Origin of the sequence: Saccharopolyspora griseoalba, from assembly GCF_042665275.1 — a bacterium.
Taxonomy (GTDB): domain Bacteria; phylum Actinomycetota; class Actinomycetes; order Mycobacteriales; family Pseudonocardiaceae; genus Saccharopolyspora; species Saccharopolyspora griseoalba.
In genome coordinates, this window is the sequence record NZ_JBHTCJ010000008.1 from 234471 (window position 1) to 254573 (window position 20103).

The 20103-nt window shown below is 72.8% G+C and carries 24 protein-coding genes; 9 read left to right on the forward strand and 15 right to left on the reverse strand.

Going from position 1 to position 20103, the window contains the following annotated elements; translation table 11 throughout:
• Positions 1–2 precede the first annotated feature (2 nt).
• Together ACFQRI_RS17455 and ACFQRI_RS17460 are read right to left on the reverse strand one after the other, a co-directional pair.
• On the reverse strand, positions 3–338 hold the full coding sequence (locus ACFQRI_RS17455) for a DivIVA domain-containing protein (RefSeq protein ID WP_380669825.1): 336 nt from the start codon (positions 336–338) through the stop codon (positions 3–5).
• A 100-nt stretch (positions 339–438) separates the two neighbouring features.
• Complete coding sequence (locus ACFQRI_RS17460; protein WP_380669827.1) at positions 439–768, reverse strand: PadR family transcriptional regulator; 330 nt, start codon at positions 766–768, stop codon at positions 439–441.
• Positions 769–980: 212 nt separating this feature from the next.
• Here ACFQRI_RS17460 and ACFQRI_RS17465 point away from each other — a divergent pair, with 212 nt between their 5' ends.
• Entirely contained in the window at positions 981–1313 is a 333-nt protein-coding gene (locus ACFQRI_RS17465) for a hypothetical protein (protein WP_380669829.1), read from the forward strand.
• Positions 1314–1446: 133 nt separating this feature from the next.
• On the opposite strand, the gene ACFQRI_RS17470 is transcribed toward ACFQRI_RS17465, so the two are convergent.
• Positions 1447–2019, reverse strand: a complete 573-nt coding sequence (locus tag ACFQRI_RS17470) for an LOG family protein (RefSeq protein ID WP_380669831.1) — start codon at positions 2017–2019, stop codon at positions 1447–1449.
• A complete protein-coding gene (locus tag ACFQRI_RS17475) occupies positions 2016–2789 on the reverse strand; it encodes an LOG family protein (RefSeq protein WP_380669833.1) in 774 nt (257 codons plus the stop codon). The genes ACFQRI_RS17470 and ACFQRI_RS17475 overlap by 4 nt, the downstream gene beginning before the upstream one ends.
• A gap of 225 nt (positions 2790–3014) precedes the next feature.
• Here ACFQRI_RS17475 and ACFQRI_RS17480 point away from each other — a divergent pair, with 225 nt between their 5' ends.
• Positions 3015–3971, forward strand: a complete 957-nt coding sequence (locus ACFQRI_RS17480; RefSeq protein ID WP_380669835.1) for a slipin family protein — start codon at positions 3015–3017, stop codon at positions 3969–3971.
• Positions 3972–3986: 15 nt separating this feature from the next.
• On the opposite strand, the gene dapE is transcribed toward ACFQRI_RS17480, so the two are convergent.
• Positions 3987–5063 carry a succinyl-diaminopimelate desuccinylase gene (gene dapE, locus ACFQRI_RS17485; RefSeq protein WP_380669837.1) on the reverse strand — a complete coding sequence of 359 codons (1077 nt, stop codon included), beginning with the start codon at positions 5061–5063 and terminating at the stop codon, positions 3987–3989.
• Between the two features lie 98 nt (positions 5064–5161).
• Between dapE and ACFQRI_RS17490 the strand changes: the two genes are divergently transcribed.
• From ACFQRI_RS17490 to ACFQRI_RS17500, 3 genes are all read left to right on the forward strand, one after another.
• Complete coding sequence (locus ACFQRI_RS17490; protein WP_380669839.1) at positions 5162–5599, forward strand: LppA family lipoprotein; 438 nt, start codon at positions 5162–5164, stop codon at positions 5597–5599.
• Positions 5600–5652: 53 nt separating this feature from the next.
• Positions 5653–6636: a 2,3,4,5-tetrahydropyridine-2,6-dicarboxylate N-succinyltransferase gene (dapD, locus tag ACFQRI_RS17495; RefSeq protein WP_380669841.1), complete on the forward strand. Its 984-nt coding sequence runs from the start codon at positions 5653–5655 to the stop codon at positions 6634–6636.
• 134 nt (positions 6637–6770) lie between these two features.
• Positions 6771–7640 (forward strand): CHAD domain-containing protein, encoded by an 870-nt coding sequence (locus ACFQRI_RS17500; RefSeq protein ID WP_380669843.1) that lies wholly within the window; start codon positions 6771–6773, stop codon positions 7638–7640.
• A gap of 94 nt (positions 7641–7734) precedes the next feature.
• Here ACFQRI_RS17500 and dapC read toward each other — a convergent pair whose 3' ends face one another.
• The 6 genes from dapC to typA form a co-directional block, all read right to left on the reverse strand.
• Positions 7735–8853, reverse strand: coding sequence for a succinyldiaminopimelate transaminase (gene dapC / locus ACFQRI_RS17505; RefSeq protein ID WP_380669845.1), 1119 nt, complete (start codon positions 8851–8853; stop codon positions 7735–7737).
• Positions 8850–9170 carry a ferredoxin gene (gene fdxA / locus ACFQRI_RS17510; RefSeq protein WP_132619637.1) on the reverse strand — a complete coding sequence of 107 codons (321 nt, stop codon included), beginning with the start codon at positions 9168–9170 and terminating at the stop codon, positions 8850–8852. Before fdxA ends, dapC begins: the two co-directional genes overlap by 4 nt.
• A 287-nt stretch (positions 9171–9457) precedes the next feature.
• Complete coding sequence (locus tag ACFQRI_RS17515; protein WP_380669847.1) at positions 9458–9856, reverse strand: hypothetical protein; 399 nt, start codon at positions 9854–9856, stop codon at positions 9458–9460.
• On the reverse strand, positions 9853–10731 hold the full coding sequence (gene mshB / locus ACFQRI_RS17520; protein WP_380669849.1) for an N-acetyl-1-D-myo-inositol-2-amino-2-deoxy-alpha-D-glucopyranoside deacetylase: 879 nt from the start codon (positions 10729–10731) through the stop codon (positions 9853–9855). The genes ACFQRI_RS17515 and mshB overlap by 4 nt, the downstream gene beginning before the upstream one ends.
• A 100-nt stretch (positions 10732–10831) precedes the next feature.
• Entirely contained in the window at positions 10832–12577 is a 1746-nt protein-coding gene (locus tag ACFQRI_RS17525) for an ABC transporter family substrate-binding protein (protein ID WP_380669851.1), read from the reverse strand.
• A gap of 189 nt (positions 12578–12766) precedes the next feature.
• The gene (gene typA, locus ACFQRI_RS17530; protein ID WP_380669853.1) at positions 12767–14686 is read right to left on the reverse strand and encodes a translational GTPase TypA; all 1920 of its coding nucleotides are present in this window, start codon (positions 14684–14686) and stop codon (positions 12767–12769) included.
• Between the two features lie 372 nt (positions 14687–15058).
• On the opposite strand from typA, the gene ACFQRI_RS17535 reads away from it, so the two are divergent.
• The gene (locus ACFQRI_RS17535) at positions 15059–15229 is read left to right on the forward strand and encodes a hypothetical protein (protein WP_380669855.1); all 171 of its coding nucleotides are present in this window, start codon (positions 15059–15061) and stop codon (positions 15227–15229) included.
• 43 nt (positions 15230–15272) lie between these two features.
• Here the strand turns inward: ACFQRI_RS17535 and ACFQRI_RS17540 are convergent, their stop codons facing one another.
• The 4 genes from ACFQRI_RS17540 to ACFQRI_RS17555 all read right to left on the reverse strand — a co-directional run bounded on the left by ACFQRI_RS17540 (position 15273) and on the right by ACFQRI_RS17555 (position 18610).
• The gene (locus ACFQRI_RS17540) at positions 15273–15593 is read right to left on the reverse strand and encodes a YciI family protein (RefSeq protein ID WP_380669857.1); all 321 of its coding nucleotides are present in this window, start codon (positions 15591–15593) and stop codon (positions 15273–15275) included.
• Between the two features lie 119 nt (positions 15594–15712).
• Positions 15713–16555, reverse strand: a complete 843-nt coding sequence (locus tag ACFQRI_RS17545) for an NUDIX domain-containing protein (RefSeq protein WP_380669859.1) — start codon at positions 16553–16555, stop codon at positions 15713–15715.
• Between the two features lie 49 nt (positions 16556–16604).
• Positions 16605–17933, reverse strand: coding sequence for a sensor histidine kinase (locus tag ACFQRI_RS17550; protein WP_380669861.1), 1329 nt, complete (start codon positions 17931–17933; stop codon positions 16605–16607).
• Complete coding sequence (locus ACFQRI_RS17555; RefSeq protein ID WP_380669863.1) at positions 17930–18610, reverse strand: response regulator transcription factor; 681 nt, start codon at positions 18608–18610, stop codon at positions 17930–17932. Before ACFQRI_RS17555 ends, ACFQRI_RS17550 begins: the two co-directional genes overlap by 4 nt.
• A gap of 155 nt (positions 18611–18765) precedes the next feature.
• Here ACFQRI_RS17555 and ACFQRI_RS17560 point away from each other — a divergent pair, with 155 nt between their 5' ends.
• Genes ACFQRI_RS17560 through ACFQRI_RS17570 form a run of 3 tightly spaced genes read left to right on the forward strand, consistent with a single transcriptional unit; the run spans position 18766 to position 20079 of the window.
• The gene (locus ACFQRI_RS17560) at positions 18766–19176 is read left to right on the forward strand and encodes a GNAT family N-acetyltransferase (RefSeq protein WP_380669865.1); all 411 of its coding nucleotides are present in this window, start codon (positions 18766–18768) and stop codon (positions 19174–19176) included.
• A gap of 49 nt (positions 19177–19225) precedes the next feature.
• Entirely contained in the window at positions 19226–19525 is a 300-nt protein-coding gene (locus ACFQRI_RS17565; RefSeq protein WP_380669867.1) for a 4a-hydroxytetrahydrobiopterin dehydratase, read from the forward strand.
• On the forward strand, positions 19522–20079 hold the full coding sequence (locus ACFQRI_RS17570) for a TIGR03086 family metal-binding protein (protein WP_380669869.1): 558 nt from the start codon (positions 19522–19524) through the stop codon (positions 20077–20079). Before ACFQRI_RS17565 ends, ACFQRI_RS17570 begins: the two co-directional genes overlap by 4 nt.
• Positions 20080–20103: the final 24 nt, after the last annotated feature.

A 20103-nucleotide genomic window follows, 5' to 3' on the forward strand; every position in this document is an offset into this window, starting at 1 on the left:
GTTCACTCGTCCTCCGCGCGGGCTTCCTGGAGCCGCTCGCCCGCGGCGTCGAGCTGGCGCTCCAGGGTGGCGATGCGGCCGTGCAGCTCGTCGAGCTCGCCCGCGAGGCGCTCCAGCGCCCAGTCCACCTCCGCGGCCTTGTAGCCGCGCAGGACCTGCTGGAAGCGCAGCTCGCGCACGTCGGACCCCTCGATGCCCGTCGGGGGCAGCCGGGTGGGCGTCGCCCCGGGGGGCAGCGGTGCGAGCTCCTCGCCGCGGCCGAACACCAGCGCCGCCAGCAGGTAGACCACGGCGGCGACCGCCAGCACCACGAACAGATAGATCAGCGCACTAGCCACGCACGCCATCGTGGCACGCGCCACCGGGAGGCCGGGCGATGGCCGGGGACCAGCCCGGGGTGCGGGGCGCTGCGCCGCGCGGCCCGTCGCCGAGCAGCTGCTACGCCTGCGCGGGCGCCTTCAGCACGCCCTCGATGGCGTGCGTGAACTCCTGCCAGGCGCGCCGCTCGGCCTGCAGGGTCTGCTGCCCCGCCGGGGTGAGCCGGTAGGTGCGGCGCTGCCTGCCGCCGACCGTGCTCCAGGTGCTCTGCACGTACCCGGCGCGTTCGAGTCTGCGCAGCGCCGGGTAGACCGTGCCGGTGGGCAGGTCGAGAGCGCCGCCGCTGCGTTCCTGCAGCGCTTCGATGATCGCGTACCCATGCAGCGCCTTGCCGTCCAGCGTTGCCAGCAGCAGGGCGTCCAGATGGCCGCGGAGCGCATCAGCCTTCACGGGTAGCGACTCTACGGATATTTGCCCGCGGTGTCATCGCCCGTGCGCAACAGGACCAAGGTCCTTTTCCGATCTGACCGAAAGTGAAATCGGTCATGACCTGCTCCTGGGCCGTTCGGGTGGCACGGACGCGAACCCGCCGCAGGCGGCACCGAGGGCGAGCAGACTTCGTAGTCGACCCGCACCCGGCCCAGTTGACCAGGAGCTTTCCCGTGGCCGACCACAGCGCGAAGCAATCGACCAACGGCGCCGGCCTGCTGGACGCCGCAGCCGACCACTCCCCGAGCCGCGCGGCGCTGGACCAGCTCCGCGCGTACCTCGTGGAGCTGGCCGGAGTCCTCGATCAGCAGGAACCGGACCTGCACCTGCCCGAGGCGCAGTGGCGCCTGGCCGAGCTCAACGAGGAGCTCGCCCGCGAGCACCCCAGCGCCCCGCGCGCGCAGTCCCGCTGGATGCGGCTGGCCCCGGTGCTGCGCGAAGTCCTGCCGGACGTCCCCACCGACCAGCTGACCGACCTGCTCAAGCAGGCGCTGGACGTGCGCTGAGCGGGTTGCGCCCCTTCGCGCGGAAGGGCGGCGGAGCCGCCGCACCAGGTGCGGGACTCGGCCGCAGGTGGCTCCACCCGGAGCTGCGCCCGCGGTCCGCGCACCGCCGAGCAGCGCGACCCCGGGACGGCCATCACCCCGCGCAGCGGTCCAGCGCCTCGTCGACGTCGTTGACCACCTGCAGCGCCTCCAGCGAGCGCGCCGAGGCGAAACCGCTGTCGACCATGCCGCGCAGCCACTCCAGCAGGCCCGCGTAGTGCCCGTCGGGGTCGAGCAGCACCACCGGCTTGGCGTGCATGCCCAGGTAGCGCGAGGTCCAGATCTCGAAGAGCTCCTCGCAGGTGCCGATCCCGCCGGGCAGCGTGAGGAACGCGCTGGCGTGCGCGTCCATCAGGCCCTTGCGCTCGCGCATGGTGTCGACCACCAGCAGCTCGTCGCTGTCGGTGTCGCCGACCTCCTTGTCCAGCAGCGCGCGCGGGATGACCCCGACGGTGCGGCCGCCGTCGGCGCGGGCGGCGCGGGCCAGCTCGCCCATCATCGACACCCGACCACCGCCGGAGACCAGCGTCCAGCCGCGCTTGGCGATCTTGCGCCCGACCTCGGCGGCGAGGTCCAGGTAGTGCTGCGGAACGGGCCCGGACGCGCAGTAGACGCAGACCGACGCGTCCGCAGCGGGCCCCCCGAGTTCCGTCGCCTCAGCGCTCAATGCGTCTGCTCCCAAGCCTCGTAGGCCTCCTGCACCAGGGAGACCGCTTCGTCGATGTCGTCGGTGAGGTGCAGCAGCGCGAGGTCCTTCTCCCCGATCTTGCCGTACTCCAGCATGCTGCTGCGGATCCAGTCGTAGAGGCCCTGCCAGTAGTCCTTGCCGAACAGCACGACCGGGAACTTGGTGACCTTCTTGGTCTGCACCAGGGTCAGCGCCTCGAACAGCTCGTCCATGGTGCCGAAGCCGCCCGGCAGGCAGATGAACGCCTGGGCGTACTTCATGAACATCGTCTTGCGGACGAAGAAGTACCGGAAGTTGACCCCCAGGTCGACCCACGGGTTCAGGCCCTGCTCGAAGGGCAGTTCGATGCCCAGCCCGATGGACAGCCCCCCGGTCTCGGACGCGCCGCGGTTGACCGCCTCCATCGCGCCCGGCCCGCCGCCGGTGATCACCGCGCAGCCGATGTCGGCCAGCGCCTTGCCCAGCTCCATGCCGGTGGCGTACTCGGGGTGCTCGCGCGGGGTGCGCGCGGAGCCGAACACGGTGACGGCGCGGGGCACCTCGGCCAGCGCGCCGAAGCCCTCCACGAACTCGGCCTGGATGCGCAGCACCCGCCACGGGTCGGTGTGCACCCAGTCCGTGGGGCCTCTGGAGTCGAGCAGCCGCTGGTCGGTGGTGGTGGGCTCGCTCGATCGCGAGCGGCGCAGCACCACGGGGCCGCGTTGCTTCTCCTGCGGACGTTCCGCACCGTTGAACCGGGCTTCGCTCATGGCCCCGAGCGTACGCAGCCGCCGATCGCTCCCGGTGCCCAGGCCGTCACTTCGCGCAGCCGGAAATACCTGTTCATGGAGGTTTCAAGCGGCGTACGATGGGACGAAAAGATCGAGTGGCGCGGCGACGCAGGCCGCGCACACCACGCAGGTCTCCGCGATCTACGCAGGCGCGCTCCACGCGTCGCCGGGCCGACAACGCAGATTCGAGCCCGGGAGACCGCCATGATCATCGAACTGCTGATCGCGATACTCGCTCTCGGAGTCCTCTACGTCGCCGCCAGCTTGAAGGTCGTCCGGCAGTACGAGCGGGGGGTCGTCTTCCGCTTCGGCCGGGTGCAGCAGCTGACCCGCGGACCGGGGCTGACCATGATCGTCCCGGTGGTGGACCACCTTCGGAAGGTCAACCTCCAGATCGTCACGATGCCGGTTCCCGCGCAGGAGGGCATCACCCGCGACAACGTGACCGTGCGGGTCGACGCGGTGGTCTACTTCCAGGTCGCGGACCCGCAGAAGGCGATCATCAACGTCGAGGACTACCTGTTCGCCGTCGGTCAGGTCGCGCAGACCTCGCTGCGCTCGATCATCGGCAAGAGCGACCTCGACGACCTGCTGTCCAACCGCGAGAAGCTCAACCAGGGCCTGGAGCTGATGATCGACAGCCCCGCGCTGGGCTGGGGCGTGCACATCGACCGGGTGGAGATCAAGGACGTCTCCCTGCCGGAATCGATGGAGCGCTCGATCGCGCGGCAGGCCGAGGCGGAGCGGGAGCGCCGGTCGCGGATCATCTCCGCCGACGGCGAGTTCCAGGCCTCCCGCAAGCTGGCCGACGCCGCGCACGTCATGAGCGACACGCCGCAGGCGATGCAGCTGCGGCTGCTGGAGACCGTGGTGGAGGTGGCCGCGGAGCAGAACTCGACGCTCGTGCTGCCGTTCCCGGTCGAGCTGCTGCAGTTCGTCGACACCGTCAAGGGCGGCGGCCGCGCCGAGGCGGCCCGGTCCCAGGAGCAGCGGCCCGCGGCCGCCGAGGAGCCCGCCGAGACCTCGGACGCCGAGGCCCCGGAGGCCGAGGTGCCGGAGCTGCCGGAGCACACAGCCGAGCACGCGCTGCCCCAGCAGCGCAGCGGTGGCAACGGCGAACCCGCCGAGAGCCCGGACAGCGAGGTGGTGGGCACCGCGTGAGCGGCGCCTTCCCGGTCAGCTCAGGAAGCGCCGCAGCGTCTCCGCGCAGTGCCGGATCTCGGCGGTGCGGACGTTCTCCTGCTGGGTGTGCGCCAGCGTCGGGTCACCGGGCCCGAAGTTGACCGCGGGCATCCCCCTGGAGGCGAACCTGGCGACGTCGGTCCAGCCCAGCTTGGCCACCGGCTCCGCCTTCGAGGCGGCGACCAGCTCGGCGGCCGCCGGCGAGGTCAGGCCCGGCAGCGCGCCGCCGGAGCAGTCGGTGACGGTCAGGTCGTAGCCGTCGAAGACCTCGCGCAGGTGCGCGACGGCGTCCTCGGCCGAGCGGTCCGGGGCGAACCGGTGGTTGATCGTCACCACGCACTCGTCGGGCACCACGTTGCCCGCCACGCCGCCCTCGATCTTCACGGCCTGCAGGCCCTCGCGGTACTGCAGGCCGTCGATGACCGGGTTGCGCGGCTCGTACTCGGCCAGCCGCGCCAGGACCGGCCGCGCCGCGTGGATCGCGTTCGAACCCATCCAGGCGCGCGCGGTGTGTGCGCGGGCGCCGGAGGTGCGGATCTGGACGCGGACGGTGCCCTGGCAGCCCGCCTCGACGGCGGCGTTGGACGGCTCGCCCACGACCGCGAGGTCGCCGTCGAGCCACTCCGGCAGCTCGCGCTCGATGCGGCCCAGCCCGTTGCGCTCGGCCTCGATCTCCTCGCAGTCGTAGAACACGAAGGTCAGGTCGTGCCGCGGCTCGGTCAGCGCGGCGGCCACGTTGAGCAGCACCGCGTCGCCGCCCTTCATGTCCACCGTCCCGCAGCCGTGCAGGAACTCCTCGTCGCCGGACCCGCTCCGGCGAACCGGCAGGTTGTCGTTGACCGGCACGGTGTCCAGGTGCCCGGCCAGCACCACCCGCTGGTCCCGCCCCAGGTCGGTGCGCGCCAGCACCGCGTTGCCGTTGCGCACCACTTCCAGGTGCGGCGCCTGGTCGCGCAGCGCCCGCTCCACGGCGTCGGCGATGTCCTGCTCGGATTCCGAGACGCTGGGGATGTCGACCAGCGCGGCGGTCAACTCAACGGGGTCCGACTTGAGATCCAACGAGCCACTCACGCCCGGCAGGCTACTCCCCGCGCGTTAAGTCACAGTTCGACCGCCTCTTGCCGGAACGTTGCGTTCCGACGGCGTCCGATCGGGCAGGATGTCGCCACGTGTTGGATCCGCGAGGCGCGCTGCGGCAGCGTCCGAGCATCGAGGACGTCAGCGCGCGGTATCGGCAGATGCAGCGGCGGCTGCGCGACCTGCTCGACGAGGCCGTCGGGCCGCTGGGCTGGACCGTGATCGAGCCCGAGCTGGCGCAGCCCTGCTCGACCTTCCCCGCGATCGACGAGGCGCAGAGCCGGGTGCTGGAGCGCTGGCGGGCACCGCGCACCATCAGCGACGACGACTGGCCGCGGGCCGCGCGGGTCGTCGAGGCGGTCACCGGGGAGTTCGAATTCACCGCCCCGGAGGTCGTCGTCAACCGCACCGGCGACCACGAGATCACCGGCAACGACACCTACGGCGCGGTCTACTCCTTCGGCACCGCGACCGGCACCGAGCTCGGCATCACCACCGGGTGCCACCTGCCCTCGGTGATGCGGGACTGAATCGGCCGACCCCGTGCGGGCCGGGGCGGGCGTTGCCGATTACCGTTTCGCACATGAGCGCATTCCCCGACCAGCAGAGCACCGGTGCCCACGGGGTGGGCCTGGCCACCGTGACCGACGACGGCACGGTCCTCGACACCTGGTTCCCCACGGTCAAGCTGGGCGAGCCCGGTCAAGCGGGCAGCACGCGGCTGACCGCCGAGCAGGCGGCCGAGTCCCTCGGGGAAGCCGGCGCCGCGCTGCTCGGGCGGGACGACGCCCGCGGCGTGGAGATCGTCGCGGTGCGCACCGAGACCGGCAAGCTCTCCGACGCCCCGGCCGACACCCACGACGTCTACCTGCGGTTGCACCTGCTCTCGCACCGCCTGGTCCGCCCGCACGGGGTGAGCCTGGACGGCCAGTTCGGGCTGCTGTCCAACGTCGTGTGGACCAACCACGGCCCCTGCCCGGTCGAGGGCTTCGAGGCCACCCGGCTGCGGCTCAAGGCGCGCGGCCCGGTCACCGTCTACAGCATCGACAAGTTCCCGCGGATGGTCGACTACGTGATCCCGTCCGGCGTGCGCATCGGCGACGCCGACCGGGTCCGGCTGGGCGCTCACCTGGCCAGCGGCACCACCGTGATGCACGAGGGCTTCGTGAACTTCAACGCCGGGACGCTGGGCGCGTCCATGGTGGAGGGTCGCATCTCGGCCGGCGTCGTGGTCGGCGACGGCTCCGACGTGGGCGGCGGCGCGTCGATCATGGGCACGCTGTCCGGCGGCGGCAAGGAGGTCATCTCCATCGGCGAGCGCTGCCTGCTCGGCGCCAACGCGGGCATCGGGATCTCCCTCGGCGACGACTGCGTCGTCGAGGCCGGGCTCTACGTCACCGCGGGCACCAAGGTCACCCTGCCGGACGGCACGCTGACCAAGGCCGCCGAGGTCTCCGGCGGCAGCGGCCTGCTGTTCCGCCGCAACTCCACCACCGGCGCGGTCGAGGTGGTCAACAAGACCGGCGGCAAGGTCGAGCTCAACGCCGCGCTGCACGCCAACGACTGACGCCGGGGGCGCGAGAACCGGCGCACCGCGCGTGAAGTCCGGTCCCGCGACGGGACTTCGCGCGCGGTGGAGCACGCCTCCACCCGCGTGACGAGACTTCCCCACGACCGATCCGGGCGTTCTACCATCGGTGGATGGGTTCCGGCGGGGTGGTGAAGCAGGTTCGATCCGGGCTGGCGACCCGGTTGGCGGCGCTGCGGGAGCACGCACCGGGCACCCGCGAGGGCTCGGATCCCGAAGAGCTGCACCAGATGCGGGTCTCGGTGCGCCGGATGCGCGCGATGCTGCAGTCCGCCCGCCCGTTCCTGGACCGCGAGCGCTCCGAGCCGCTGCGCGCCGAGCTGGGTTGGCTGGGCCGCGCGCTGGGCCCCGTCCGCGACCTCGACGTCCTGCTGGAGCACCTGCGCGAGGAGGCGGCCGACCTGCCCGAGCAGGAGGCCGCCGCGCGGCTGCTGGCCGGGCTGGACGCCGAGTACGCGCACGCGCGCGGCGATCTGCTCGCCGCGCTGGACAGCGACCGCTACCGCGAGCTCCTCGCCCGGCTGGAGGCCGCGACCGAGGGCCTGCCCGCCGCGAAGTCCGAATCGGACGGTGGCGAGAAGGCGCTGCGCGACCTGGTGCTGCGGCAGTTCCGCAAGCTGCGCGAGGACGTCGACGCGCTGGACGCCGACCCGCCGGACGAGCGGCTGCACGCGCTGCGCATCCGCGGCAAGAAGGTCCGCTACACCGCCGAGCTGGCCGAACCGGCGCTGGGCAAACCGGTGCGGCGGTTGATCAAGGCCGCCAAGAACTTCCAGGACGTGCTCGGCGAGCACCAGGACGCCTGCGTGGCCGAGCAGCGCCTGCGCGAACTGGCCGGGGGCTCCGACGCCGAGGCCGCGTTCGTCGCCGGCCGGCTGGTCGAGCGCGAGGAGCTCCGCAAGGCCGACCGCCGCGCCCGCTGGCCGGAGGCCTGGGCCAAGCTGGCCGAGGAGGCCCAGCAGCTCCGGGGCGGCTCCCGCTGAACAGCAGGAGCCGCCCCGGGAAGCGAGGTGCTCTTCAGGAGCGCGGCGGAGCCGCTGCTTCAGGTCCGGGGCTCACCCGGCGCCGCCGCAGGTCCTAGAGGCGCTTGACCGCGGCGGCGATGCGCTCGTCGGTCGCCGTCAGCGCGATCCGGACGTGGGCGCCGCCCTCCGGGCCGTAGAAGGTGCCCGGGGCGGCCAGGATGCCGCGCTGCGCCAGCCATTCCACCGTCCGCCAGGCGTCCTCGCCGCGGGTGGCCCACAGGTACAGGCCCGCCTGCGAGTGCTCGATGCGGAACCCGGCCGCCTCCAGGGCCGGGCGCAGCGCCGCGCGCCGCTCGGCGTACCGCTCGCGCTGGACGGCGACGTGCTCGTCGTCGCGCAGCGCGGCGGTGACCGCCTCCTGGACCGGCCGGGGCACGATCATGCCCGCGTGCTTGCGCAGCTCCAGCAGCCGCGCGACCAGGTCGGGGTCACCGGTGACGAACCCGGCGCGGTAGCCGGCCAGGTTCGAGGACTTCGACAGGGAGTGCACCGCGAGCAGTCCCGTGCGCGGCACGCCCACCGACGGGTGCAGCACCGACACCGGGTCGGCGTCCCAGCCCAGCGCCAGGTAGCACTCGTCGGAGGCCACCACCGCGCCCGCGTCCTGCGCGGCGCGCACCTGCGCGGCCAGCTGCCCCGCGTCGAGGACCCGGCCGGTCGGGTTCGACGGCGAGTTCAGCCAGAGCAGCGCGGTGCCGTCCGGCGGCGGCTCCCCGGGGGCCAGCCGGACCACCTCCGCACCGGCGATCTTCGCGCCGACCTCGTAGGTCGGGTACGCCAGCTCCGGGATGGCCACGACGTCGCCCGGCCGCACGCCGGCCAGCGTCGGCAACCAGGCCACCAGCTCCTTGGAGCCGATGGTCGGCAGCACCGCGTCCGGCTCGACGTCGTCGACGCCGTAGCGCCGCCGCATCGACTCCGCGGCCGCCTCGCGCAGCGCGGCCGTGCCGTGCGTGGCCGGGTAGCCCGGGACCTCGGAGACCGACCGCAGCGCCTGCCGCAGGTTCTCCGGGACCGGGTCGACCGGGGTGCCGACCGACAGGTCGACGATGCCGTCGGGGTGGGCCGCGGCGGTCGCCTTGTGCGGCGCCAGCGAGTCCCACGGGAACTGCGGCAGCTGCGGACCACGAGGCCCGGACGACGCCGCGCCCGGGCCGTTCGCGGAACTCATTCGCCCTGCGGCGGCAGGCTCGTGACGGGCTCGACGTCCTTGTTGACCTTGCCCACCTTGGCCGCGCCGCCCGGCGAACCGAGCTCGTCGAAGAAGTCCACGTTCGCCTTCGTGTAGGCGGCCCACTCGTCCGGCACGTCGTCCTCGTAGTAGATGGCCTCCACCGGGCAGACCGGCTCGCAGGCACCGCAGTCGACGCACTCATCGGGGTGGATGTAGAGCATCCGCCCGCCCTCGTAGATGCAGTCGACAGGGCACTCCTCGATGCAGGCCTTGTCGAGCACGTCCACGCAGGGCTCGGCGATCACGTAGGTCACGGTTCACTCCTGCTCGAAGCGTTGTCCACGGCGCGCAGGAATCTCCTGGCGCGACTGATGACAGTATCTCTCGGACTTCCCCGCACGGGTAACTGGTCCCACAGCTCGGGAGGTCCTGTTGACCTTACGACGCGCGGGTAAACGGCGTAAACGGTGTCCGGTTCGACCGCCCCCGCACCCGCGATGACCACCGAAGAAGCCCATCAGCGGCGGGGCGGACCCACCGCCCGCACCACCGCGTGCGGACCGGGCAAAAAGGTACGTGCCGTGTGCCACACCAACGTGTGTCACCGGTCGGCCGCCGCGGGCCGCTCCGCGGACTGGCCGGTGCTCTGCTTGCCGAGCACGATCCCGAGCATCATCGCGCTCGGCAGCGCACCGCCGCCGAGCAGCAGCAGGGTCCGCCAGTCGCTGCCGAGCAGCACCACGTCACCGCCGGGGCCGAACACGCCGAAGATCAGCACCACCAGGAACCACACCAGCAGCGGGGCGCCCGCGACGCGGCGCCGCGCGGAGATCTTCCCCGCGGCGGCGACCAGCAGCGGAGTGGTCACCGCCGCGACCGCCGCGGTGATCGGGAACTGCACGGACCCGATGTACAGCGGCAGGTAGAGCAGTTCGAGCACCGCCAGGATCGCCGCGTCGAGCAGCAGGAAGCCGAGCAGCACGGCATCGCGGATGGTCACGCGGTCTCCAGTCCGCCGAACAGGTCGTTCTCGCAGCCCTCCGCCGCGCCGGCGGCCAGGACGTAGTGCTCGGCGCCCAGCAGCGGCTGGGCGATGCCGTTGGACAGCGCGAAGGAGGCCACCCCGGAGCCGTCGCGCCGCTGCTCGACGAAGACCTCGACCTGGGTCGCGTGCGCGCGCAGCGCGGCGACCTTCGCCGGCAGGTGCTCGGTCACGTCGATCTCGGTGGTGATCGACTCCGCGGCCACGCCGGGCAGCTCGTGCGGCTCGGGCAGCCGGAAGGGCAGGTCCTCGGCCTTCGCCAGCTCGGCCAGGCCCGCGTCCAGCGCCTCGCGGGAGGGCACCGCGTGGAAGAGCCTGCGCACGCACGCGCTGCGCCCGACGGCGTCCGCGGTGATCTCGTGCGCGCGGACGTGATCGGGGTGGCCGTAGCCGCCGTCCTCGGCGTAGGTCACCACGACCTGCGGCGCGAGCTCCTCGATGATCTCCAGCAGCTGGTCGGCCTGGGTGCGCGGGTCGCCGATGGCGAAGGCCCTCGGGTGCGCGTCGGGCACCGCGGTCGCCTTGCCCGGCTCGTCCCAGAGCATCCCGGAGTCGCGCCAGCGCCCCGCGCCGCCGAGGAAGCGGTGCTCGGAGACCCGCAGCGCCGACAGCGCGCCGCGCAGCTCGCCGATCCGGTAGCCGCCGAGCTGGTCGGCCTCGTCGGCCACCAGCCCCCGCAGCTCGGCCGGGATGACCTCGCCGGCCTCGCCGAGCGTGCAGGTCACGACCACGACCTCGACGCCTCGCGCGGCGTAGCGGGCGATGGTCCCGCCGGTCCACAACGTCTCGTCATCCGGGTGGGCGTGCACCAGCAACAACCGAGCAGCAGGCATGACCCCACCCTAATCCGCCCGATGATCACGCGAGGCGGGGGCGCGAAGCAGTTCGGCCGCAAACCGCACGCCTCGGGGCGTGCCGTTTCCGGCCGAGCTGCTAGTACCCGTCGCTCTCGGCGGGGGTGCCGAGCCAGCGGTCGGCGGTGGAGAACGGGCCCGCCAGGCCGTTGCCCAGGTCGACGCCCCGAACCTCGTTGCGCACCGCGAGCACGCTGGACTGCTGGTACAGCGGCAGCGCGATGGCCTGCTCCCACAGCTCCGACTCCACACCGGTCGCGGCCTGCTGGAAGGGCATCCGCCCGGTCAGCGCCGCCTCGATGGTCGGCTGCAGGAGCTCGTCGCAGAAGCCCGCCGCGTTGTACGGGAACGGCTGCTCGTCCTGGCCCGAGCCGGGGCAGCCGTAGGCCGAGGCCATGGTGGCCGCCGGGTCACCGCCCGCCGGGCGCGGCGCGATCGCCATGTCGACCGTGCCCGCGGTGCCGGCCTCCGAGGAGTTCGGGTCGGTGGCGAGCATGTCGCCGAAGAGCTGGTCGCTGGTCGGGGTGACCACGGTCGCCTGCACGCCGACGGCGCGCATCTGCTGCGCGGCCTCCTCGGCGATGCGCACGTAGGACTCGTGCTCGAAGGGCGCGGCGATGACCAGGTTCAGCGGCTTGCCGTCGCGCATCCAGGCGCCGCCGCTCTCCCGGTAGCCCGCCTCGGTGAGCAGCCGCCGCACCTCGGCGGGGTCCGGCCGCTCCGGCGTGCCCGGCGGCTCGGTGGGCTCGTAGCCGGGCTCGGTGGGCGCGAGCACCTGCGCGTGCGCGGGCAGCTGCTCGCCCGGCCCGCCGCCGGTGCCCGCCTCCACCAGCGCGGGCCGGTCCAGCGCGGCCAGCACGGCGCGGCGCACCTCGACCTCGGACAGCGCCCGGCTGTCCTGGCGCAGCAGCACCTCCATGGTGGCCGGCCGCGGCACGTTGAGCAGCCGCACCTGGTCGCCGAGCTCCTCGAGCTGCTGGATCGTGCCGGCGTCGGCGCTGAACATGGCCATGTGGCTGTCGCCGCTGCGCAGCGCCTGCACCTGGCGGGTCTTGTCCAGCGCGCGCAGCACGACGCGGTCGGAGCGCGCGGGCGGGCCCCAGTAGCGGTCGTTGCGCTCCAGGATCACCTCGCCGCGGTCCAGGTCGACCTGCCGGATCGCGAACGGCCCGCCGGAGGCCGGGTAGCCCTCGTCCAGCGCGCTGCCCCACCCGCGCGGCGCGTCGCGCAGCAGGTGCGCGGGCAGCAGGTTGTTGAACAGCGTTCGCCAGCCCGGGAAGGGCTTGGAGAAGGCCACGTCGACGGTCTTGCCGCCCTGCCGGGAGGCCACGTCCTCGATCAGCCGGTACCCGGCCGGGTCGGCCGCGCCGGGCTGGGAGCGCAGCTGCTCCCAGAGGTAGACGAAGTCCTCGGCGGCGATCGGCGCGCCGTCGGACCAGCTGGCCTCGCGCTTGATCCGGTAGCGCACGGTGAACTTCTCGGCGTCCGGGACCACCTCGGCCGAGTCCATCAGCGTGGTGTCCAGCCGCGGTGCGCCCGAGGGATCCGGCCGGAACACCGACGGCAGCATCAGGCTGGCCAGCGCCGAGCTGGTCGGCGAGAGGTCGGCGAGGGTGTGCGGGTTGAACCCGCCCTCGAGCTGGTCCACGCCGACGACGACCTCGATCGGCATGGGTCGCGCGGGCTCGCTCGTGGTCGGCGGCGCGGGCGCCTGCTCGGGCGGGACCAGCTGCGGCGGCGGCGCGTTGGTGCACCCCGCCACCAGGCTGACCGCGGTGATCAGCAGGGGAACCGAACCCCGTGGGCGGCGTCGACCCTGGGACACGCCGAACCTCCCGTCACTCGTCCCCCGACAACTCCAACCCCCGGAGCATCCCCGCGAACCGGGACCCGCACCCGCCCGAGGGCGGGTGGGGGTCCATGGTTCCTGTCCCCGGGCGCGTGATCCGCACCGGGGTCGGCGCCCAGTCTGCTCGCCCGGGGAGCGCGCCGCCCGGGGAACGGCGAAACGGGATCAGGCGTTGTTGTCGCGGGCCTTGGCCCGGGAGCGCTCGCGGCCGCGGGTGGTCGAGTCCAGGATCACCTTGCGCACGCGGATCGCCGACGGGCCGATCTCCACGCACTCGTCGGCGGAGCAGAACTCCAGGGCCTCCTCCAGCGACAGGGTCCGCGGCTTGGCCAGCTTCTCCAGCTCGTCGGCGGTCGAGGACCGCATGTTGGTGAGCTTCTTCTCCTTGGTGACGTTGACGTCGAGGTCCTCGGCGCGCGGGTTCTCGCCCACGACCATGCCCTCGTAGACCTCGTTGGTCGGCTCCACGAAGAAGGTGCCCCGGTCGGCCAGCTGCAGCAGCGCGTACATCGTCGCCGCGCCGGCGCGGTCGGCCACCAGCGAGCCGGAGTTGCGGGTGCGCAGCTCGCCCACCCACGGGAAGTAGCCCTCGAAGACGTGGTTGGCGATGCCGTTGCCGCGGGTCTCGGTGAGGAAGTCGGTGCGGAAGCCGATCAGGCCGCGCGCCGGGATCACGTAGATCAGCCGGATCCGGCCGGTGCCGTGCCCGTCGACGGTCTCCATCCGGCCCTTGCGCGCGGCCAGCAGCTGGGTGATCGCGCCCATGTACTCCTCGGGCGCGTCGATGGTCAGCCGCTCGAAGGGCTCGCACAGCTGGCCGTCGATGGTCTTGGTGACCACCTCGGGCTTGCCGACGGTGAGCTCGAAGCCCTCCCGGCGCATGTTCTCCACCAGGATCGCCAGCGCCAGCTCGCCGCGGCCCTGCACCTCCCAGGCGTCCGGCTTCTCGGTCGGCAGCACCTTCATGCTGACGTTGCCGATCAGCTCGCTGTCCAGGCGGTTCTTGACCTGCCGGGCGGTGACCTTGGTGCCGCCGTTGCGGCCGGTCAGCGGCGAGGTGTTCACGCCGATGGTCATCGAGATCGCCGGGTCGTCGACGGTGATCCGCGGCAGCGCCTTCGGGTCGTCCGGGTCGGTGAGGGTGTCGCCGATGGTGATGTCCGGGATGCCCGCGACCGCGACCAGGTCACCGGCGTGGGCCTCCTCGGTGGGCACCCGGTCGAGGTTCTGGGTGATCAGCAGCTCGCTCAGGCGCACCTTCTCGACCGTGCCGTCCTCGCGGCACCAGCCGACGGTCTGGCCCTTGCGCAAGGTGCCCGAGTGGATCCGGCACAGCGCGATCCGGCCCAGGAACGACGAGGCGTCGAGGTTGGTCACCAGCGCGCTGGTGGGCGAGTCGAAGTCGGCCTGCGGAGCCGGGACGTGCTTGAGCAGCACGTCGAACAGCGAGGTCAGGTCCTCGTCGACGGGCAGCTCGCCGTCGACCGGCTGAGCCAGCGAGGCGCGACCGGCGCGGGCGGAGGCGTAGATCACCGGCAGGTCGAGGATGGCCTCCATGTCCAGGCCGAGCTCGCCCTCCTCGTCGAGCTCGGTGGCCAGCTCGAGCAGCAGGTCGTGGGTCTCCTCGACGACCTCGGCGCAGCGCGCGTCGGGGCGATCGACCTTGTTCAGCACCAGGACGACCGGCAGCCCGGCGGCCAGGGTCTTGCGCAGCACGAAGCGGGTCTGGGGCAGCGGCCCTTCGCTGGCGTCGACCAGCAGCGTCACGCCGTCGACCATGGACAGCGCCCGCTCGACCTCACCGCCGAAGTCGGCGTGGCCGGGGGTGTCGACGACGTTGATGGTCACCGGCCCGTCGTCGGTCTCCCGGCGGATCGCGGTGTTCTTGGCCAGGATCGTGATGCCCTTCTCCCGCTCCAGGTCGTTGGAGTCCATCACGCGGTCGACCAGCTCGGCGCGTTCGGAGAAGGCCCCTGACTGGCGCAGCATCGCGTCGACCAGGGTCGTCTTGCCGTGGTCGACGTGCGCGACGATGGCTACGTTGCGCAGATCACTGCGCGTGGGGGCGGCGACGCTTGCGGACACGCGGGTACTCCATGGTTCGGCGCGGAAAGGGGCACGGCGGTTTCGTCGACTTGGCGCACCGAACCGTGCTGGTGCGATGCACCTGCGGGTACTCCAGGCACCGGCCGCGGCTCCACTGCGCCGCTGCTGCGGAGCTGATTTTCGGGCGACACCCCGTCGCTGGTTCAGTGGCGCGGGGGCACGTGCGTCGACTCGCGGCCTCTTCCAGCGTAGTGCAAGGGTTCGCGGCGCTGACGCCCGCGTGCTCAGCGCAACACCTCCGCGGCCGGACGATCGCGGCGGCGGAGACGAACGCGACACCGGGGTCGCCTTCGAAATTAGGTTCGCCTAGCCTTCGGGGTAGCCCCCTCACCCGGCTCGGAAAGAAGCACCGTGGGCAAAGGCACCATCAAGGTCAAGAAGAAGTGCTGTCATTCGAAACCGCCGTGCGACAGCTGTCCGATCGTGCTGCTCCGCAAGCTCCTCCGCGAAGCCAAGGAGGAAGAGGTCGAGAAAGCGGAGAAGAAGGCGAAGAAGACGGGCAAGAAGAAGGACGCGAAATGACCCGGACCGCGGCGCGGGCCGCGGTCGGAGCGTCCTGCGCGCGCTACTGCCGAGCGCCCTCGGCCGCGGTCGTCAGCTGGTCCGCGTAGGCGGCCAGCTCCGGGATGGTCCGCAGCGCCTGGAACTCGATGACGTCGTGCCGGACCAGCTTGTGCAGCGCGAACGGGTCGGTCGCGAGGATCGCGTCCAGCTTGCCCCGCGGCATCGCCCTGGCGATGATCACGGCACCGTTGCGCGGCTGCCGGTGACCTGCGGCGATGAAGTCGCCGGCGTCGTAATGCCGCGTGATCCATTCGTAGTGATCTACCAACTGGGCGTCGATCTCCGATACCGGTGCGGTGTATTCCAGCAGCACTACAAACATGGTTTCACGATAGACCTCCATCCCCCGGAATGCCGATCACCTCGTCAGATCATTTTTCGGTGATCGAAATTGGCGCGGAAGGAATTTCGCCCGGAAGCTCCTCCTCCGGGAGGGTGAATTCAGGACAGTCGGCCGCGGATGTCGTGCAGCAGCACCCGGTCGGTGTCCAGCCAGTCGAGCTCCCCGAGCTCCGCGGCCCCGACCCAGCGCAACGCCTGGTGGTCGATCGGTCGGGGATCCGGGTCGGCGTCGACCGGCCGAGCGGTGTGCACGCGCATGAGCATCCCGTTGTCCAGCGGGACGTCGGTGCCCAGCCTGCCGGTGGGCTCCACGTCGATGCCGAGCTCCTCGCGGCACTCGCGCACCACCGCGTCCGCCTCCGACTCGCCGGGCTCGACCCGGCCGCCGGGCAGCTCCCAGCGCCCCGCGTCGGCCGCCGGGTAACCGCGCTGCTGGGCGAGCACCTCCCCGCCGCGGATGATCGCGGTGCCCACCACGATCGACCGGCCCGCCCAGGACTCGGCGAGCTCCCGCACCGCGCGGACGCGCGCGGCCAGCACGTCCAGCACCAGCCTGCGCCCCAGCACGACGTCGGCGAGCTTGCCCAGCGGCCCCAGCGGGGAGGTCCAGGACACCGAGTCGGTGAGCAGCGTGCGCGGCCCCACCTGGGCCAGCGCGGTGTCGTGCCGCAGCCGCGCCAGCGGCCCGTCGACCAGCACCGAGGAGATCCCGTCGGCGGCGGCGCGCTCGACGCGGGTGGTCAGCTCCAGGGGCAGGCCGGCCGCGCGCAGCGAGAAGCTCAGCTCGTCACCGGGCACCAGCAGCGCGGCCGGTGACGTGCGCGCCCGGCCGATCACGCCGATCGGCGCGAGCCCGGCCTCGGCGGTGCGGGTGTGCCGCACCGCGGCACCCACCGTGGCCGCGGGCGCCTCGATCAATCCGGTGCTCCGCAGGACAGACACGGGCGACCATCTTGCCCGACGCCGGCCGCGGCCCGGGGCCCCGGCCCGCTCAGCCGGGTGCCCGCGGCCAGGTGACCTCCACGCGGGCACCGCCCTCCGGCGAGGCGCCCGCGCGCACCGAGCCGCCGCGGCGCCGCACGGCCTCGGCCACCAGGGCCAGGCCCAGCCCCGCACCGCCGGTGCTGCGAGCGCGGTCCGGTTCGACCCGGTGGAAGCGGTCGAAGATCAGCTCGCGGTGCTCGGGCGGGATGCCCGGACCGTCGTCGTCGACGACCAGCCGGACCCCGGCCGGAACCCCGACGTCCGGTTCTTCGATCCGCACCGACACCCGGATCAGCTCGCGCGCGTAGCGCTGCGCGTTGCCGATCACGTTGCCCAGCACCGTGGAGACCTCGGCAGGCGCGGCGAGGATCAGCACCCGGCCCTCCGGCACGACGAGCTCGACTCCCTCGATCCCGCGCGCCGCCGCGGCCAGGTCCACCGGCCGCGCGGGCTCCACGTCCCGCTCGGCGCGCGCCAGCGCCAGCAGGCTCTCGACCAGATAGGAGAGCCGTAGGGTCTCGCGCGCGATGTCCTGCAGCGTCTCCTGCGCGAGCGCGGGGTCCGGGTGCACCACCGCGACCTCGGCCTGGGCCCGGATGGAGGCCACCGGGTTGCGCAGCTCGTGCGCGGCGTCCCCGGTGAACCGGCGGAGGCGCTCGGTGTCGGCGTCGCGGCGCGCCAGCATCGAGTTGAGCTCCTCGGCGAGCGCGCGGATCTCGTCGGCGGCCTCGGGCACCGGCAGCCGCTCGCCCTCGGGCAGCCCGGCGGCGGCCACCCGGATGCGCTCGACCGGGCGCAGCGAGCGGTGCACGACCAGCCAGGTCGCCAACCCGACCAGCCCGGCGGCCAGGATCGAGGCGAAGGCCAGCAGCTTGCCGGTTCGCCCGGCGGTGTCGGCGAAGCCGACCAGCCGCGCTTCCGCGGCCACCACCAGCTCGCGCCCGCCCGGCGCGGTGGTGACCACGCCGCGCCACCGGTGCAGCCCCGCGGGCGCCTCGAAGTCCAGCACGCCGTAGCCGAAGCGGATCTCGTCGAGCTGCCAGCGCTCCAGGTCGGCCGGGGGCATCCCGTCGACCGGCCGCCCGTCCGGGGTGAGCACCCGCACCTCGGGGCGGGCGACCGCTCCCGGCTGCTCGCCGCCCGCCACCCGGCGCGCCGTCCCGGCGGCGATGCGCTTGAGGTCGGCGTCCACCGAGTCGATCAGCAACCAGCTGACGATCCCGCCTCCCGCGTGCGCGATCACGCCCAGCGCGATGAGCGCGACGGCGGTGGCCACCACGCTGGTGCGGAACTGGATGGTGCGCCGCTGCCACCACGGGCCGAGCCGCCGCATCATCCCGCGCTGACCCGGTAGCCCCGGCCGCGCACGGTCTGCACCAGGTCACCGGCGCCGACGGCGGCGAGCTTGCGCCGCAGGTAGCCGATGTAGACCTCGACGACGTTGCGGGTGACGAACTGCTCCTCGCCCCAGACCATGCGCAGCAGGTCGTCCTTGGGCACCACGGTGTCGGGGTGCCCGGCCAGCGCGACCAGCAGCCCGTACTCGCGCGGCGAGAGCGTCACGGGCTGCCCGTCCCAGCGCACGTCCCTCCCGGCGCGGTCGATCTCCAGCGCACCGACCCGCAGGCAGGCCTGCTGACCGGCGGTGTCCCGCCGCCGCAGCAGCGCGCGCACCTGCGCGACCAGCACCAGGAAGGAGAAGGGCTTGACCAGGTACCCGTCGGCGCCGAGGTCGAGACCGTCGGCCTGGTCGACCTCGCCGCTCTTGGCCGAGATCATCAGCACCGGGGTGGACACGTCCTGCTCGCGCATCCGCTCCAGCACCCGGTAGCCGGAGAGCCCGGGCAGCATCACGTCGAGCAGCACGACGTCGAAGGCGCCGGTGGTGGCCAGCCGCAGCGCCTCGTGCCCGTCAGCGGCGGTGCTGACCTCCATGCCCTCCGCGGTGAGCCCGCGGGACAGCGCGGTGCGCACGCCGGGTTCGTCGTCGACCAGCAGGACCCGAGGCACCATGCCCACCAGGATGCCGACCGGGACCGCTCGGGGAACCGGATCTCAGCGCCTTCTCACGACGAACCCGCGGATTCTCAGGACGCTCTCAGGTGACCGGCGGTCCGGGCCGCCAGGGGCGACCGGAAATCGCTTCTCCCCGGTCATAGGCTCCGATCATGGATTTCGAGATCGACGACGCCCGCGGTCGAGTGGACCGCGACGTGGTGTGGGACTTCCTGTCCACGCAGGCCTACTGGCACCGGTGGCGGCGGCGCGCCGACGTGGAGCGCCAGATCGACCTGGCCTGGCGGGTGGTCGGCGCGTACCGGCGCGACGACGGGGCCATGATCGGCTTCGCCCGCGCCTTCTCCGACGGCGTCGCCAACGCCTACCTCGCCGACGTGTTCGTGCTCGACGGAGCGCGCGGGCACGGGGTCGGCAAGGCCGTGGTGCGGGAGATGATCGAGTCCGGTCCGGGGCGCGACTTCCGCTGGATGTTGCACACCGACGACGCGCACGGTCTCTACCGCTCGTTCGGGTTCGACGCGCCCGACGGCACGTACCTCGAACGCCCGATCCGCCGGTGAGGACGCGATCGCGGTGGAGGTTGTCGGGGTGAGGCTCCACCATGGACGCATGACCGAACTTCTCACGGACGACCAGATCTCCGAGGCGCTCGAACACCTGCCGGAGTGGAGCCGGGACGGCAACAAGATCACCCGCGTGGTCGACTTCCCGAGCTTTCCGCAGGCCATCCAGGCCATCACGCGCATCGCCGAGATCGCCGAGAACGAGGACCACCACCCGGACATGGACATCCGCTTCAAGAAGGTGACCTTCTACCTGACCACACACTTCAAGGGCGGCCTGACGGCCAACGACACCTCGCTGGCCCAGGAGATCAACGGCGTCGTCGACCAGTACTTGAACCGGTGAACGCCGCCGCGGTGGCTCCGCGGGCGCTGGCGCTGTTCGTCGACGCCGTGGAGCGGACTCCGCCGGAGGCCTGGGACCGGACGTCCAACCTCGGCGAGTGGAGCGTGCGCGAGCTGGTGGGGCACGCCACCGGCAGCGCGGACAAGCTGGTGCGGCTCAGCGAGCGCGGCGAGTTCGGGGGCTTCTCCGAGCCCGCCGACTACTTCTGCGACGACCCGGCGGCTCGGCTGCGCGAGATCCAGCAGCGGCTGCGGGAGGTCCTGGGCGCGGCGGACCTGGAGGCGCCGTGCTCCTCGCCGCAGGGCGAGGTGCCGCTGCGCCGGGCGATGAGCTTCCCGGTGGCCGACCTGGCCATCCACAGCTGGGACCTGCACCGGTCGCGGGGCGCCGACGCCGAGCTGCCCGAGGACGTCCTGGTGTTCTGCCGCGAGATGGTCGACGCGATCCCGGACGAGGTGATGCGCCGCCCAGGCAGCTTCGGCCCGGCGCGACCCGCTCCGGAGTCGGCCACGCCGACCGCCCGCCTGATGGCCCACCTGGGCCGCGAGGTCTAGGCGGTTCGGCCTGAAGCCGCGCGC